Genomic DNA, 14,258 nt, shown 5'->3' on the forward strand with positions numbered 1-14,258 from the left:
AGAAACACCATGCTGATTTCTCAGCGACCCACACTGTCCGAGGAAATCCTCACCGACAGCCGGTCCCAGTTCGTCATCGAACCGCTGGAGCCGGGTTTTGGTTACACCCTTGGCAATTCGCTGCGGCGCACCCTGCTGTCGTCGATTCCCGGCGCGGCCGTGACCAGCATTCGCATCGACGGCGTGCTGCACGAGTTCACCACCGTGCCCGGCGTCAAGGAGGATGTCACCGACATCATCTTGAACCTCAAGGGTCTGGTCGTGTCCTCCGAGGAGGACGAGCCGGTCACCATGTACCTGCGCAAGCAGGGCCCGGGTGAGGTCACCGCGGGTGACATCGTGCCGCCCGCCGGTGTCACGGTGCACAACCCCGGCATGCACATCGCGACGCTGAACGACAAGGGCAAGCTCGAAGTCGAGCTCGTCGTCGAACGCGGTCGTGGTTACGTGCCGGCCGTGCAGAACCGTGCTTCCGGTGCCGAAATCGGCCGTATCCCAGTCGATTCCATCTACTCGCCGGTGCTCAAGGTCACCTACAAGGTGGACGCCACCCGTGTCGAGCAGCGCACCGACTTCGACAAGCTGATCCTGGATGTCGAGACCAAGAGTTCCATCACCCCCCGCGACGCCCTGGCGTCGGCGGGTAAGACCCTGGTCGAATTGTTCGGCCTGGCACGCGAACTCAACGTCGAGGCCGAAGGCATCGAGATTGGGCCGTCGCCGGCCGAGGCCGACCACATCGCCTCGTTCGCGCTGCCGATCGACGACCTGGATCTGACCGTGCGGTCCTACAACTGCCTCAAGCGCGAGGGCGTGCACACCGTCGGCGAGCTGGTCAGCCGCACCGAGTCCGACCTGCTCGACATCCGCAACTTCGGGCAGAAGTCCATCGACGAGGTCAAGGTCAAGCTGCACCAGCTGGGCCTGTCGCTCAAGGACAGCCCGCCGAGCTTCGACCCGTCGGAGGTCGCGGGTTACGACGTCGCCACCGGCACCTGGTCCAGCGAGGCGTCGTACGACGACGCGGACTACGCCGAAACCGAACAGCTCTAAAGAATCCGTCCCGGCCCTACCTGATACGGGGGTCGGCCGCTAAATAGGAGATAGTGCAATGCCCAAGCCCACCAAGGGCCCTCGCCTCGGCGGGTCGTCTTCGCACCAGAAGGCTCTGCTGGCCAACCTGGCCACGTCGCTGTTCGAGCACGGTCGCATCAAGACGACCGAGCCGAAGGCGCGTGCGCTGCGGCCGTACGCGGAGAAGCTGATCACGCACGCGAAAAAGGGCACGCTGCACAATCGCCGAGAGGTGATGAAGAAGATCCGCGACAAGGACGTGGTGCACGCCCTTTTCGCCGAGATCGGGCCGCACTTCGCCGATCGTGACGGTGGCTACACCCGCATCATCAAGGTCGAGGCGCGCAAGGGCGACAACGCCCCGATGGCCGTGATCGAGTTGGTACAGGAAAAGACCGTCACCTCGGAGGCCGACCGGGCGCGTCGGGTGAAGGCTTCGAAGAAGCCTTCGGAAGCTTCGGCAACGGCCGACGCGCCGGTGGCTGCGGCCGCCGCGCCGCAGGCCGCGGTCGAGCCCGAGGCCGCCGAAGGCCCGACCGCCGAAGAGGTGACGGCTCCCGAGGCCGAAGAGACCACGACCGAAGCGGCCGAGCCGGCTGCCGAGGCCGAGGCCGCCGCCGAGCCCGAGGCCGCCGACCAGGGTGACGAGGCAGACGACAAGTAGCGGAGACGTCCGTCTTCGGCTCGATATCGCCTACGACGGAACCGATTTCGCGGGCTGGGCAACGCAGGCCGGGCAGCGCACTGTCGCCGGCGTCATCGATGACGCGCTGACGACGGTTTTCCGCACGCCGGTAAAGCTGTGGGCGGCCGGGCGCACCGACACGGGAGTGCATGCCACCGGACAGGTGGCCCATGTCGATGTGCCCGCCGCCGCCTTGCCCAACGCCTACCCGCGTGCGCCGCGCGCCGGCGATCCGGAGTTCCTGCCGCTGCTGCGCCGGCTGGGCCGCTTTTTGCCCACCGACGTCCGGGTGCTCGGAATTGCCCGCGCCCCAGCTGGTTTCGATGCACGCTTCTCGGCGCTGCGGCGTCATTACGAGTACCGATTGTCGACGGCCGCCTACGGCGTGCAGCCGCAGCAGGCGCGCTACATCACCGCGTGGCCGCGGGAGCTGGACGCGGATGCGATGAGCGAAGCGTCGCAAGATCTGGTGGGGCTGAACGACTTTGCGGCTTTCTGCCGTTATCGCGACGGTGCCACCACGATTCGCGACCTGCAGCGGCTGGACTGGTCGCGCGACGGCGACCTGATCACCGCGCACGTCAGCGCCGATGCGTTCTGCTGGCAGATGGTGCGGTCACTGGTCGGCGCGCTGCTGGCCGTCGGCGAACACCGGCGATCTCGAGAGTGGTGCCGTGGATTGCTCAGCGCGACAACACGATCCAGCGACTTCGCGGCCGCTCCGGCGCAGGGTCTGACGTTAGTCGGTGTGGACTATCCGCCCGACGACGAGCTCGCGTCGCGCATCCTGATCACCCGCGATCTGCGCACCCGCTAGCACTGGGCCTAGAGCGCCCCTCAGTCGGCGCGACACTGTAATTTTGCAGACGACACGCCGCGAGAGGTCTGCAAAATTACCGGCTCGACGTCTGGACTCTCGTTACCGGTCGGCTTGCTTGTATGCCTGGGCGCCGTTGAATACGACTACAGCTTGCCGGCGGCGAAGCTGGCCGCCTGATCGACCAATCCCGAGTCGATGTAGGAGGGCTGCAGATGCGACGCCCACACCGCCTTGCCGTTGCCATTGCAGATCGGGTCGCCGGGGGCGCACTCCTCGATCGTCTTGCCGGCGAAGGCCGGGCTGAAGCCGGGCACCGGGCCGAGCACCCGCTGAGTGCCGTTGCCGAACAACGCGACCGCGGCCACGTGTTGATCGATGCCCGGAGGCAGCGGGTTCTTGAAGCCGAACGAGGGCTGGGTCACCGCGATCACCAGGTCGGCCGCCACCGCCCCGAGCGAGTAGCCGCCGAGCACCTCGCGGGTGGTCGGGCAATGCTTGGCCATGTACTGGACGTGGCTGCTCATGTCGTTGGCGCCCTTGGCGGGATCGACGTCGGCGGGGTAGTTGACCCCGTAGACGCCGACCGGCAGCTGCGTCTTGGAGCGCAGCGAGTTGGCGAACGCGTCGCCGACCAGGCCGGCGCCCGGCGGCTCCTCACGGCCGCGGGCGAACACCACCTCGGCGCCCGGGCACGGCGGGCCTGCCGAGGCCACCGGAGCCAGCGTCAAAGCCGAGCCGGCGATCATGCATGTCGCGAACAGTGCGTGGCCAAGCGGTCTAACCCCCATGAGCCGATGGTACGCATTTTCGGCGGGTGCTAGTGAACGGCCGTGATCACTCCGCGACCACGGTGTGACCGGATCTTTGTGCCGCTAGATCTTGGCGGCGACGAAATGTGCTGCCTTATTGGTCAATCCGGGCACGTAACTGAGGTGGGCGGGCCATGAGTTGCCGTTGGAGCAGATCGGGTCGCCGGGGTTACACAGGTTGAGGATCTTGCCGCCGAAATCGGGGCTCAGGGCCGTCATCAGATTGCCGGCCCGTCCCGACGGATTCCCGAACAGGGCCACCGCGGCGACGTGGTCGGCGGCATCGGCCGGCAGCGGATCGCGAAAGCCGAGGGCGGCGATGGGTGCGGCGGTGACGATGTCGATGACGGCGGCGCCCTGGGAGTAGCCGCCCAGCACCAGCTTGGTGTTGGGGCAGTGGTCGGCCATGTGCTGGACGTGGCCGCTGGCGTCGTTCGCCCCGTCGGTGGCGGCCAGGAAATCGTCGTTGGCCGGGTAGTTGACGGCGTAGGACCCCACATTGCGGGTGGTCTGCGCGCGCAGCGCGGTGACGAAGGCGCCGCCGACTTTGCCGAGTCCGGGGGGCTCGTCGGTTCCGCGGGCGAACACCACCTCGACGTCCGGGCAACCGGCAAACGCACGGGGGACCAGCGGAGACCCCAGCACCATCGCGGCGCCAGCCAGCAGTGCGGCGACTGCTAACAGGGAAAAGTTATGCGCCCGTGATCTTTTCGCGGCAAGGCTCATGCCGCGATAGTACGGGTTGTTGATCGCGGGTTAGTGAACCGCGGCAACCACGTCGGTCTGGGGAACCGTGGGTCCGGGCGCCGACGGGGCCGGTGCTTGCGGTGCGTAGCTGGGGCTCAACGGCCCAGGCGTCGGCGAGCCGGGACCCGGTGCCTGCCCCGGCGTTTGCGGCCCGTAGCCGGGCGTGTTGGGACCGGCACCCGGAGCCGACGGTCCGTACCCGGGCATCGACTGGCCGGTGCCGGCCAACTTGGACGCCACGAACTGCGCCGCCTGAGTGGTGTAGACGGGGACATAGCCCTCGGTGTGACCGCTCCACTCGTTGCCGGGACCGGCGTGGCAGATCGGGTCGTTGGGGTTGCAGTAGTCCATGGCCTTGGAGCCGAGCAATGCACTCTGCGTGGGCAGTGTGCCGCCGGCACGGTCGGCCACGTCACCGAAGGTGACCACGGCCGCGATGTTGTCCGCGTATTGCGGCGGCAGCTTGTTGCCCCAGCTGATGCCGCCGATCGGGACGCCGGCCACGATGTCCATCACCGACGCGCCCTGCGAGTAGCCGCCCAGCACGATCTTGGTGTTGGGGCAGGTTTCCACGCTCTTCTTGACGCGGTCGATGGTGTCGTTGGCCCCGTCGCCGCCGTGCAGCTGCAGCTTGCTCGCGGCGTAGTTCACCCCGTACGGCAGGATGTTCAAACCGGTCTGCTGGCGCAGCGAGTCGACCAGCGCGTCACCGACGCGGCCCAGGCCGGCCGGCTCGTTGGTGCCGCGGGCGAAGATCACCTCGACGTCGGGGCAGTCGAAGGCGCGCGCGACGGGGGCACTCGGCGTGGCGAGCAGGCCCGCGGCGATGACCAGGGCGGCAGCGCCCAGGCCGACCAGGCGACCGGCTAACCGCACGCTGCCCTCCCGACGGGTACGGATGCGGTGAAAAATCACGCGCCAATTTTACCCAGATTGTGACCTCGCCAAACCTACGCGGCTGTGGATAACCGGCGGCGCGGGGCGTTGTCGCGCGGTTACTGTCACCAGCGGATTCGCGGACTTTGGGAGGCCAGTGCCCCACCAATCGACGACTTGGGCGCATGCCAGCGGCTATCGATTCCTGCTACGGCGGGTTGAGCGCGCACTACTGGGCGGCGCTGCCGGGCTGTCCGATCAACCGCTGCGAGCGCGCACCGGACCCCTGACGGTGGGCTGCGCACTGGCCGCCGTCGCGGCGTTGGGCTGTGCATTCATCGGGTTGCTACGGCCCCACGTCCGGCTGGATCACGCCCAGATCGTGATGGGCAAGGAGACCGGAGCGCTGTATGTGCGAGTCGGCGATACCTGGCACCCGGTGCTGAACCTGGCCTCGGCGCGGCTGGTCGCGGCCACCGATGCCAATCCTCAGCCAGTGCCCGAGTCCGACTTGCGCCGCACCAAACGTGGTCCGCTGCTGGGCATTCCGGGCGCACCACAGCTTCTCGGTCCGCTGTTGTCCGGCAACGATGCGGTCTGGACGATCTGCGATACGCCAGGCGGAACTTCCACGACGCTGATCGTCGGGCCGGCCGGCGCGGCGTCGGCCCATCGCCTGGCCCGCGATGAGGCACTGCTGGTCGCACCGGGTACGGGTCCGCCGGTGTACCTGCTGTACAACGGCGAGCGGGCTGTCGTGGACCTCGCCGACACCGCGGTCGTGCGCGCACTGCGGCTGGAGGGCCACCCGCCCAAGGTCGTCTCGCAGTCCGTGCTCAACACGATCCCGGAGGCGCCGCCGATCACGGCTCCACGAATCCGGGGGGCCGGAGGCAGAGCGGCCGGACTGCCCGACTTTCCTGTCGGCACTGTGCTGCGTATCACACGCGGAGATGGCGACGAGTACTACGCGGTCCTGAGCGCCGGCGTCCAGCGAGTAAGCCAGGTAGCCGCGGATCTTCTGCGTTTCGGCGACTCGCGCGGCACTGCCAACATGATCGCGGTGGCACCGGACGTGATCCGGGGTGCCCCGATCGTCGACACGCTGCCGGTGGGTACGTTCCCGGAACGCGCGCCCCGGGACAACGGCTTGATCGGCGCTATGACCGTGTGTGCGAGTTCGGGGCCCGCCGGGTCCGGTGCAACGATCCTGACCGCGAGTGGTTTGCCGCTTCCGCCGGGCCAGGCCCCGGTGTCGTTATCACAAGCAGACGGCCGCGGTCGCGCACTCGATGCTGTCTACTTGCCACCCGGCCGCAGCGCGTATGTGCGGGGCGATGGCGGGGCGGGAACACGCTACCTCGTCATCGACACCGGTGTGCGGTACGCGATTCACGACGACGAGGCCGCCCGCAACCTCGGCCTGCAGACGGACCCTGTTCCCGTGCCCTGGTCGATGATCGCGGTACTTCCGTCCGGGCCGGAACTGAGCAGGGCGGGCGCGTCAGTCGCCCGCGACACCATTGCGGGATCCTGGTAGCCGCCGCTTGGCCGCACCGACGATCAGCGCGCACAGCAGAGCGACCAGGCACATGGCCGCACCGCGCAGCGCGGTATCCCGCCCAACAGAATTCGCCGGCTTCGGTATCGGCGTGGCGATCGGCACGTGTGCCGGCGGCGGCTTGACGACATTGACGGGCGCGCCGGAGTCGGTGCTCACCGCGGCCAGGACGTCGACGGTGCCGCTGCCGACGAACGGATTCCATCCCCCTGGCGGATGATGCGCGGTCGACTCGATGCGCTGCGTCACCTGCCGCGCCGTCAGCGCGGGGAACCGGGCCCGGATCAACGCGGCGAGTCCGCTGACAACCGGTGCGGCGTAACTGGTTCCGGATAACGGCGCGGAAGTCAACGACGTCACCCCCTGCCCGACGGCGGCGACGTCGACCCACGGACCGGCAAGAGTGAAGGCCGAGGGCGTCCCGTCGGTGTTCACCGAACCGACGGTCAGCACGTAGTCGTCGTACCAGGCGGGACTGACCGCGACCGAGACGGTTTGCCACGTCGCGTCGGGGCGCTGGGCCGGACACTGCCCGCCGGCGGTGTTTCCGGCCGCGGCGACCACGACGGCGTTCTTGACGTCGACCGCGTAGGCCAGGGCGGCGCCCAGCGCCCGGTCGTCGAGTGCCGACGTGACCGGAACACACGCCACCGACGAAATGTTGATCACCGACGCGCCCAGGTCCGCGGCAGTCCGGACCGCTTTGGCCATGGTGTCTACATCGCCGATGCCCGAGCGCGACGGGGCGCTGGCCGGTGCGAATTTCGAGCTGGACTGCCGAATGCTGATCAACGTGACGTCGGGCGCGACGCCGCTGAAACTATCGGCTGTGGAATCGGCTGTGGCGGCGATGATTCCGGCGACCAACGTCCCGTGAGCGTCGCAGTCCTGAGTGCCGTCGCCGGTGAATACGTAATCGCCGCCCGGCACCACACCGGGCAACCGGCGATGACGCGAAACGCCGGTGTCGATGACCGCGACTCGCTGGCCGGCGCCGCGGGTCAGCTGCCAGACGTGCGGTAAATCCAGATCTGTGAGCTGGTTTCGCCCCGGACCCGGATCCCCGGTCACCATCGTGCAGACCTCGCGTTGCACCGTCGGCCTGGTGGGTGCCGGCAACGCCGGCTTCGGCAATAACCTGTCATCGATCTCCGGCGGCGAAACCGCTTGTGCCGACGGCATTCCCCAGCTCGATGATGCCGTCAACACCGATATCGCAACCAGTCGGGCGAGGCGCGACGTCCTCAACCCCATGACGGATGCAGACCGCGGGCGGCGTCGTAGAGGCCACATATCCAACAGGCCAGTGGCACGGTCGCGATCAGGACCAAGCACTCCAGCACCTCGACGCTTTTTCGTGCGATGGCCCACTGCGGTCTGCGCGGCGCTACGAACCCGAGGTAGACCGCACCAGCGACCGACAACGCCGTCGCCGCGGCAATCCATGCCCCGCGCTCCGGAGCCCTGAGCGCGGCAACTCCGAACGTTGTTCCGATGGTTGCGATACCGGCTATGACGCTTACCAACGTCGCCTTTCTGTCGGCCGACGCGGCGCGCCGCAGCAGTAGCGCACCGGTGGCTGCCGCCAGCGCAGTGCATCCCAGCCGAGGTGCGCCCGCCGCTACGGTGACGATGGCGCCGGTGGCCGCTGACGACGAGAAGGCCGCCAGCAGGCTGGCCAGCCAGGCATCGGCGCGAACAGCGTTGGCGGCCACATCGTCGGTAACTGGTTGTGGGTCGGCTGGTTTGGGCGACAATCCGGCCAGGATGAGTGCCGCGCGTGCCGCAACCGCGAGTAGCCCAAGCGACACCGGCGCCAACACCGCACCGACCATCTGCAACGAGGCGTCGGTGATCAGACCTCCGAACGCGGCGACGGCAACGATCACCGCGAAACACGCTACCGCGGTCAATGCCGTTATTCCACAACCGGATACGCGCATCGCCAGCACAGCGGTGGCCGCGGCGGCGGCAGCCGCCAGAAGCACGTGGGGCAGGCCTGGGGGCCCGGATACCGCGAGAAAGCCCGCGACTGCGGAGAATGCCGTAGCGACCAGACCCAGCGTGAGGGCGGCCATGGCGTCCCGGTACGTGCGATTCGCCAGCGCCGCCAACATCACAGCCGCGAACGCGACGAGCGCAGCGATTCCTGCCGTGCGGCTCATGTCACGGATAGCGGTGGTGGCAAACGTATTTCGAATGAGTGTCAGGCATCCGGTACCGCTGAGAAAGCCGGCCCCCACGGCGGCGGAAAGACGCGTTGCCAGCGCGTTTCGAGACGGACTCCATCTCCCGCCGTCCAGCGTTGCCGACACAGCCTCTGCTACATCGTCGTATCGCACTGTGGGAGGCGGCGTTTTAAACTGGCTCAGGACGAGCACATCGCCGTCGCGGACACCGCTGCGCGCCAGCGTCGTGGACGAATCCAAAGTCGACGAACCCAGGATCGACAGCTGATACCGGGTGGGATTGCTGACGCCGTGGCCTTTAAGGGTCTCGACGATAGGCGACAGCAGGTTGGCGACCGGCATCTCCGACGGCAGAACCACGTCAACTATGGCGGTGCCGGCATGCACGGACACGCGGCGAAGCGCCGGATCGGATACAGACAACGCGACCTCTTCAGATTCGGATGAGCGAGACGTTAAAGCAGTTTCGACACATCGGTATTCGGCTGTCCACAGGTGAGTTGCGGTCCATCCCGGCACTGCTTACCGTCGTCGCACGCGGGGAGGGGCCGGGATGACAGAGGTGTTCGTGCCGGTGCAGCGCCAGCTGCCGCCGCAAGCCGCGACCGCGGACATCGTCGTTGCCGCGCCGCCGGAGCTGCCGCAGTCGACAACACCAAGTCTGCCGATGCGCCTGCTGCCGGTTGTCATGTCTGTGGTAACCGTCGCAGTCATGGCGCTGGCCTTCTGCTCCGGTCCGACCGCTACCCGCAATCCCGGATTTCTCGCCTTCCCGGTGATGATGCTGGTGTCGATGGTGCTGACATCGATCGCGCAACGTGGCCGCCGGCAGGGTAACGAGATCGGCGCGAACCGTGCCGACTACCTCGGATATCTGACAGGGCTGCGCCGGTCGGTAACCGAAATCGCTGCAGCACAGCGGGTCTCACTCAACTGGAGTCACCCCGACCCGACTGCGTTATGGACATTGATCGGCGGTCCGCGGATGTGGGAACGACGAGCGAGCGACCCCGACTTCTGTTCGGTTCGCGTCGGCATCGGTACTGCGCCACTTTCGGCCAGGCTGGTAGCCCCTGAAATGCCCGCCGGGCAGCGTACCGATCCGGTCACCATCACTGCCGCACAGCGCTTCATCCGGGCACACGAGACGATCGCGGACGTGCCGATCGTCCTTCCCCTGAGCCCAACAACGTCGGTGATTGTCGATGGTGATCTGGCCGAGGTGCGCGGACTGCTGCGCGCGATGATCTGTCAGCTCGCCGTGCTGCACCCGCCGGACCGATTGCTGATTGCCGCTGTGATCACCGACGATACTCGGGCACAATGGGATTGGTTGAAATGGCTGCCGCACAGTCAACACCCGGCGGCGAAGGACTCGCTAGGCAGTGCGCGCATGCTGTATGACAGCGCTGCGGAGCTGCAGCGCGCTCTGGCCGGGCCCGCACTTCCGGCGCGCGCGGTGATCGTCGTCGACCAGCAGGGGCTCGGCGACGTCGACAGCGCGGGGGCCATCACGGGTGCGACCATCATCGAGACGGGCCCCGGCCTCGCCCGCTCGCCGTTGAGCATGCGGGTTTGCGGCGTGGAGCACGCCCTGACGTACCCCGACCGGATGAATCTGCTCGACGCGCAGATATGCGCGCGCCGTCTTGCCGCCTACCGGGCAGGCACCGCGTCCGGCCCTGGTGGCGATTCAGGCTGGCCAGGCCTGGTCGGTCTCGACGATGTCGCCGGCTACGACCCGGTCGTGTTGTGGCGCAGCCGAGATCACCGTGCTCGGCTGCGCGCTCCGATCGGAAGCACGCCGGACGGAGTCGCTCTCGAACTCGATATCAAGGAGGCCGCCGAAGACGGCATGGGGCCGCACGGGCTCTGTGTGGGCGCGACCGGGTCGGGCAAGTCCGAACTGCTGCGTACCGTCGCACTGGGCATGATGACGCGCAACTCTCCAGAAGTGCTGAACCTATTGCTCGTCGACTTCAAAGGTGGCGCAACGTTTCTCGACTTGGCACAGGCTCCGCACGTCGCCGCGGTCATCACCAACCTCGCGGAGGAAGCATCGCTGGTCGCCCGGATGCGCGACGCACTGGCCGGTGAGATGAATCGTCGGCAGGAGTTACTGCGGAGGGCGAGGTGCTCCAGCATTGCGGCGTACGAGCAGGCCCGTCGGGCCGGCGCGATGATGACTGCCCTGCCGGTGCTGTTCATCGTTGTCGACGAGTTCTCCGAATTACTCAGCCGGCATCCCGATTTCGCCGATATGTTCGTCGCGATCGGTCGGCTCGGCCGGTCACTGGGCATGCACCTCTTGCTTGCGAGTCAGCGCCTCGACGAAGGCCGGCTGCGTGGGCTGGAAGCGCACCTATCCTACCGGGTGTGTTTGAAGACGTTGTCCGCCAGCGAATCACGAATCGTCCTGGGAACACCCGACGCATACGAGCTACCGAACACTCCCGGAGCGGGCTTGCTGCGCTGCGGCAGCGGGGAGCTGATCCGTTTCCAAACCGCATTTGTGTCAGGTCCAGACAGCTCGGCGCCTGGCGTCGCGCCTGCGCTCCCGCAGATGCCGGCAGCGGTGCGGGTGTTCACCGCACACGCCGTCGGACCGATCGCCCACGTCGTCGGGTCGGGCGCGTCGCCCGCGCCCACCATCCTGCGGACTGTGCTGGACCGGCTGCGCGGGCACGGTCCGACGGCGCACCGAGTGTGGTTGCCCCCGTTGGGCCTGGCGCCGCCACTGGACAGTCTGCTGCGCGACGCAGGACCGGGAAGCCTGAGAGTGCCCGTCGGCATCGTCGATCGCCCGTTTGAACAGTGCCGCACACCGCTGATGGTCGACTTATCGGGAGCGGCAGGCAATGTCGCGGTCGTGGGCGCGCCCCAAACGGGCAAGTCGACAGCCCTGCGGACGCTGATCACCGCGCTGGCGGCCGCTCACGATCCGGGGCGGGTCCAGTTCTACTGTCTGGACTTTGGCGGTGGAACGTTCGCATCGCTGCGCACTTTGGCCCATATCGGCACGATCGCGAGCAGAGCCGAGCCCCGGCTCGTCGTGCGCATGATCGCCGAGATCGAATCGATCATGCGCGCTCGGGAGGTCGAGCCCTGCGAGCAGCGTGCCGACGTATTTCTCGTCGTCGACGGCTGGGCGGGTTTGCGTGATGAGTTCCAGATGCTGGAGGAATCAGTGGCTGCTATTGCGGCCCAGGGGTTGTCATTTGGGGTGCACGTCGTGCTATCGGCTTCGCGCTGGGCCGAGATCAGGCCCTCGTTGAGGGATCAGATCGGCACCCGTATCGAACTGCGGCTGGGCGATCCGGCCGATTCGGAGCTTGACCGCAAACGAGCGCACGAAGTGCCCCGCGACCGACCGGGCCGCGGTCTGTCCCACGACGGTCTGCACATGGTCATGTGCCGGCCGATCGACGCCGACGAATTGCGATGCCGTTACGGCGAGCTGGCGGCTCCCGCCATACCGCTGCTACCCACGCACGTCGACCACTGTGCCGTCGTCGAGTCGGCGGACGACGAGGGCGACACGCAGATAATCCTTGGTCTTGAGGAGCGTCGATTACGGCCCGTAGCAATTGATTTCGAGCGGAATGCGCATCTGCTGATCCTCGGGGAAAACGAGTGCGGAAAGACCACCGCGTTGCGGACTCTGTGCCGCGAAATTGTTCGGACGAAGACGGCCGCACAGGCGCGACTACTGATCGTCGACTTTCGGCGCACCCTGCTCGGCGTCGTGGAGTCACAACATCTCGGCGGCTATGCCATGGCGCCAACTGCTCTCAGGGCGCTGATGCCGGACCTGCTCGATCTGCTGCAGCGGCGGATGCCGCCGCCGGACGTGACACAGGCGCAGCTGCGGGCGAGGTCATGGTGGTCCGGTCCGGACATTTATGTCGTCGTCGACGACTACGACCTGGTCGCCGCTCCGGCCGGAAATCCGCTGTTGGACGTTCTCGAATACCTGCCGCATGCCAAGGATCTGGGATTGCACCTCATCGCGGCCCGGCGCAGCGGGGGTGCGTCGCGCGGGTTGTTCGAGCCGCTGCTGGCGGGTCTGCGGGAGATCGGCTGCATGGGGCTGATGATGAGTGCGCGACCGGATGATGGCTCGCTGTTGGGTGCGGGACGCCCGGTGCGATTGCCGGCGGGGCGTGGCGTTTTGCTCAACGATGCCGGCGACGAGCAGGTAATCCAGGTGGGCTGGAGTCCGCCACCGTGAACGGGCATCACGCCATTATCGCGGCGGGCCCGGGGACGATTCACCGGTTGTGTTGTGCCACAAGCGCAGTCGCCGATGAAGCAGCGGAGACCCTGCACGCTGCTCTGAACGCGATCGACGATCAGGTGGCCTTGGTCGACGGATTGCCCGTGGCGGTCGATCGGCTGTGGCGCAGTGGACTGCGGTCGTTGGCCTGCGGGGACCCGCAAGCGGGCAAAGCGATTCGGATAGTACATCCATCCTGGTGGCCCGCGTCGCGAGTCGATGTGGTTGCCGCCGCGGCCGCTGCGGTGTCCGATGACGTGCAGGTGCACCCGCGGTCGTGGTTGGTTCGCCGGGTGTCGAAGGCGGAGCCGGACGTGCCGGTGGTGGAGATCGCCGAGCGGCTGGTCGCGATCGTGGGGGACGATGTCGCGGCCGTCGCGCGCCGGGCCGAGCCGCGGTCCGTGGCCGAAGAAGTCATGGGTCGCGTCGAGGAAATGACTTGCGAAGCAACAGCAACCGTGCTGATCGATGTGCCTGGCAACGTCGCCGGGGCCCGAGAGCTTGCGACGCTGCTCGCCGGCAGCATGCGCCGACGCGGGCAGAGAATAGTGCTGGTTGACGACGCCCGGCTATCTCGGTTGGCGTTGTCGGTGACTTCCGACATCGGAGCTCAGGTGCTGCCGCCGCCGTCGGGCGTCAACGCCGGTCGGGTGCGGTCCCGCATCCGGATGTTTGGCGCTCTAGCGGCCGCCACAGTCGTGCTGGCCGCGACGGCGCCGGCGATCGTGGCGGGCGGTCATCGCGGCGTTGCCCCCGTGACTGCGGCGTCGACGACATTTCTCGTGGAAGGCCGGGTTGCACTGACGGTGCCGGCGGATTGGACGACGCAACGGGTGATCGCGGGGCCGGGTTCGGCACGGGTGCAGGTCACGTCGCAGTCGGATCGTGAAGTGGCGTTGCACATTACCCAGTCGCCGATTCCGGGTGAGACGCTCAGCGCCACCGCCGACCGGTTGAAGCTCGCGATCGACAGCGAGCCCGCCGGGGTGTTTGTCGACTTCAATCCGTCCGGGGTCACCGCGGGACGCCCCGCCGTGACGTATCGCGAAGTCCGCGCCAATCATCACGTGCGATGGACGGTGATTGTTGATGGATCGGTTCGGATCAGCATCGGCTGCCAGAGCCGGCCCGGTGGTGAGGATGCCGTCCGCGCCGCGTGCGAGGAGGCGGTGCGGTCAGCCCACGCGATCGCATGAGCCGTTGCCGCGGGGCCGGGAAATT

General features: G+C 67.4%; 11 protein-coding genes. 6 read left to right on the forward strand and 5 right to left on the reverse strand.

Annotation, left to right across the window (positions count from 1 at the left end):
* The first annotated feature begins 9 nt into the window (after positions 1-9).
* From ACAG21_RS02430 to truA, 3 genes are read left to right on the forward strand one after another with little or no spacing between them, the layout of a single operon-like run.
* Positions 10-1,053, forward strand: a complete 1,044-nt coding sequence (locus ACAG21_RS02430; protein WP_096284885.1) for a DNA-directed RNA polymerase subunit alpha — start codon at positions 10-12, stop codon at positions 1,051-1,053.
* Between the two features lie 58 nt (positions 1,054-1,111).
* Positions 1,112-1,738 (forward strand): 50S ribosomal protein L17, encoded by a 627-nt coding sequence (gene rplQ, locus ACAG21_RS02435; protein WP_370494438.1) that lies wholly within the window; start codon positions 1,112-1,114, stop codon positions 1,736-1,738.
* Entirely contained in the window at positions 1,671-2,576 is a 906-nt protein-coding gene (truA, locus tag ACAG21_RS02440; RefSeq protein WP_370494542.1) for a tRNA pseudouridine(38-40) synthase TruA, read from the forward strand. The genes rplQ and truA overlap by 68 nt, the downstream gene beginning before the upstream one ends.
* A 146-nt stretch (positions 2,577-2,722) precedes the next feature.
* Here truA and ACAG21_RS02445 read toward each other — a convergent pair whose 3' ends face one another.
* The 3 genes from ACAG21_RS02445 to ACAG21_RS02455 form a co-directional block, all read right to left on the reverse strand.
* The gene (locus tag ACAG21_RS02445; protein ID WP_370494439.1) at positions 2,723-3,367 is read right to left on the reverse strand and encodes a cutinase family protein; all 645 of its coding nucleotides are present in this window, start codon (positions 3,365-3,367) and stop codon (positions 2,723-2,725) included.
* Positions 3,368-3,451: 84 nt separating this feature from the next.
* Positions 3,452-4,114, reverse strand: coding sequence for a cutinase family protein (locus ACAG21_RS02450; protein ID WP_370494440.1), 663 nt, complete (start codon positions 4,112-4,114; stop codon positions 3,452-3,454).
* A 30-nt stretch (positions 4,115-4,144) separates the two neighbouring features.
* Positions 4,145-5,011: a cutinase family protein gene (locus tag ACAG21_RS02455; RefSeq protein WP_370494543.1), complete on the reverse strand. Its 867-nt coding sequence runs from the start codon at positions 5,009-5,011 to the stop codon at positions 4,145-4,147.
* A 157-nt stretch (positions 5,012-5,168) separates the two neighbouring features.
* Here ACAG21_RS02455 and eccB point away from each other — a divergent pair, with 157 nt between their 5' ends.
* A complete protein-coding gene (eccB, locus tag ACAG21_RS02460) occupies positions 5,169-6,551 on the forward strand; it encodes a type VII secretion protein EccB (RefSeq protein ID WP_370494441.1) in 1,383 nt (460 codons plus the stop codon).
* On the opposite strand, the gene mycP is transcribed toward eccB, so the two are convergent.
* Together mycP and eccD are read right to left on the reverse strand one after the other, a co-directional pair.
* Entirely contained in the window at positions 6,516-7,826 is a 1,311-nt protein-coding gene (gene mycP / locus ACAG21_RS02465; RefSeq protein WP_370494442.1) for a type VII secretion-associated serine protease mycosin, read from the reverse strand. The genes eccB and mycP overlap by 36 nt on opposite strands.
* Complete coding sequence (gene eccD / locus ACAG21_RS02470; protein WP_370494544.1) at positions 7,817-9,154, reverse strand: type VII secretion integral membrane protein EccD; 1,338 nt, start codon at positions 9,152-9,154, stop codon at positions 7,817-7,819. Before eccD ends, mycP begins: the two co-directional genes overlap by 10 nt.
* A 160-nt stretch (positions 9,155-9,314) precedes the next feature.
* Between eccD and eccCa the strand changes: the two genes are divergently transcribed.
* Positions 9,315-12,992, forward strand: a complete 3,678-nt coding sequence (eccCa, locus tag ACAG21_RS02475; protein WP_370494443.1) for a type VII secretion protein EccCa — start codon at positions 9,315-9,317, stop codon at positions 12,990-12,992.
* Positions 12,989-14,233 carry a type VII secretion-associated protein gene (locus tag ACAG21_RS02480; protein ID WP_370494444.1) on the forward strand — a complete coding sequence of 415 codons (1,245 nt, stop codon included), beginning with the start codon at positions 12,989-12,991 and terminating at the stop codon, positions 14,231-14,233. Before eccCa ends, ACAG21_RS02480 begins: the two co-directional genes overlap by 4 nt.
* Positions 14,234-14,258 lie beyond the last annotated feature (25 nt).

Source organism: Mycobacterium sp. pR1184, assembly GCF_041287235.1.
Lineage (GTDB): Bacteria > Actinomycetota > Actinomycetes > Mycobacteriales > Mycobacteriaceae > Mycobacterium.

Coding starts and splice junctions, on each gene's coding strand:
- ACAG21_RS02430 (WP_096284885.1), top strand. CDS start 10: ATGCTGATTTCTCAGCGACCCACACTGTCCGAGGAAATCCTCACCGAC.
- rplQ (WP_370494438.1), top strand. CDS start 1,112: ATGCCCAAGCCCACCAAGGGCCCTCGCCTCGGCGGGTCGTCTTCGCAC.
- ACAG21_RS02445 (WP_370494439.1), bottom strand. CDS start 3,367: ATGGGGGTTAGACCGCTTGGCCACGCACTGTTCGCGACATGCATGATC.
- ACAG21_RS02450 (WP_370494440.1), bottom strand. CDS start 4,114: ATGAGCCTTGCCGCGAAAAGATCACGGGCGCATAACTTTTCCCTGTTA.
- mycP (WP_370494442.1), bottom strand. CDS start 7,826: ATGGGGTTGAGGACGTCGCGCCTCGCCCGACTGGTTGCGATATCGGTG.
- eccCa (WP_370494443.1), top strand. CDS start 9,315: ATGACAGAGGTGTTCGTGCCGGTGCAGCGCCAGCTGCCGCCGCAAGCC.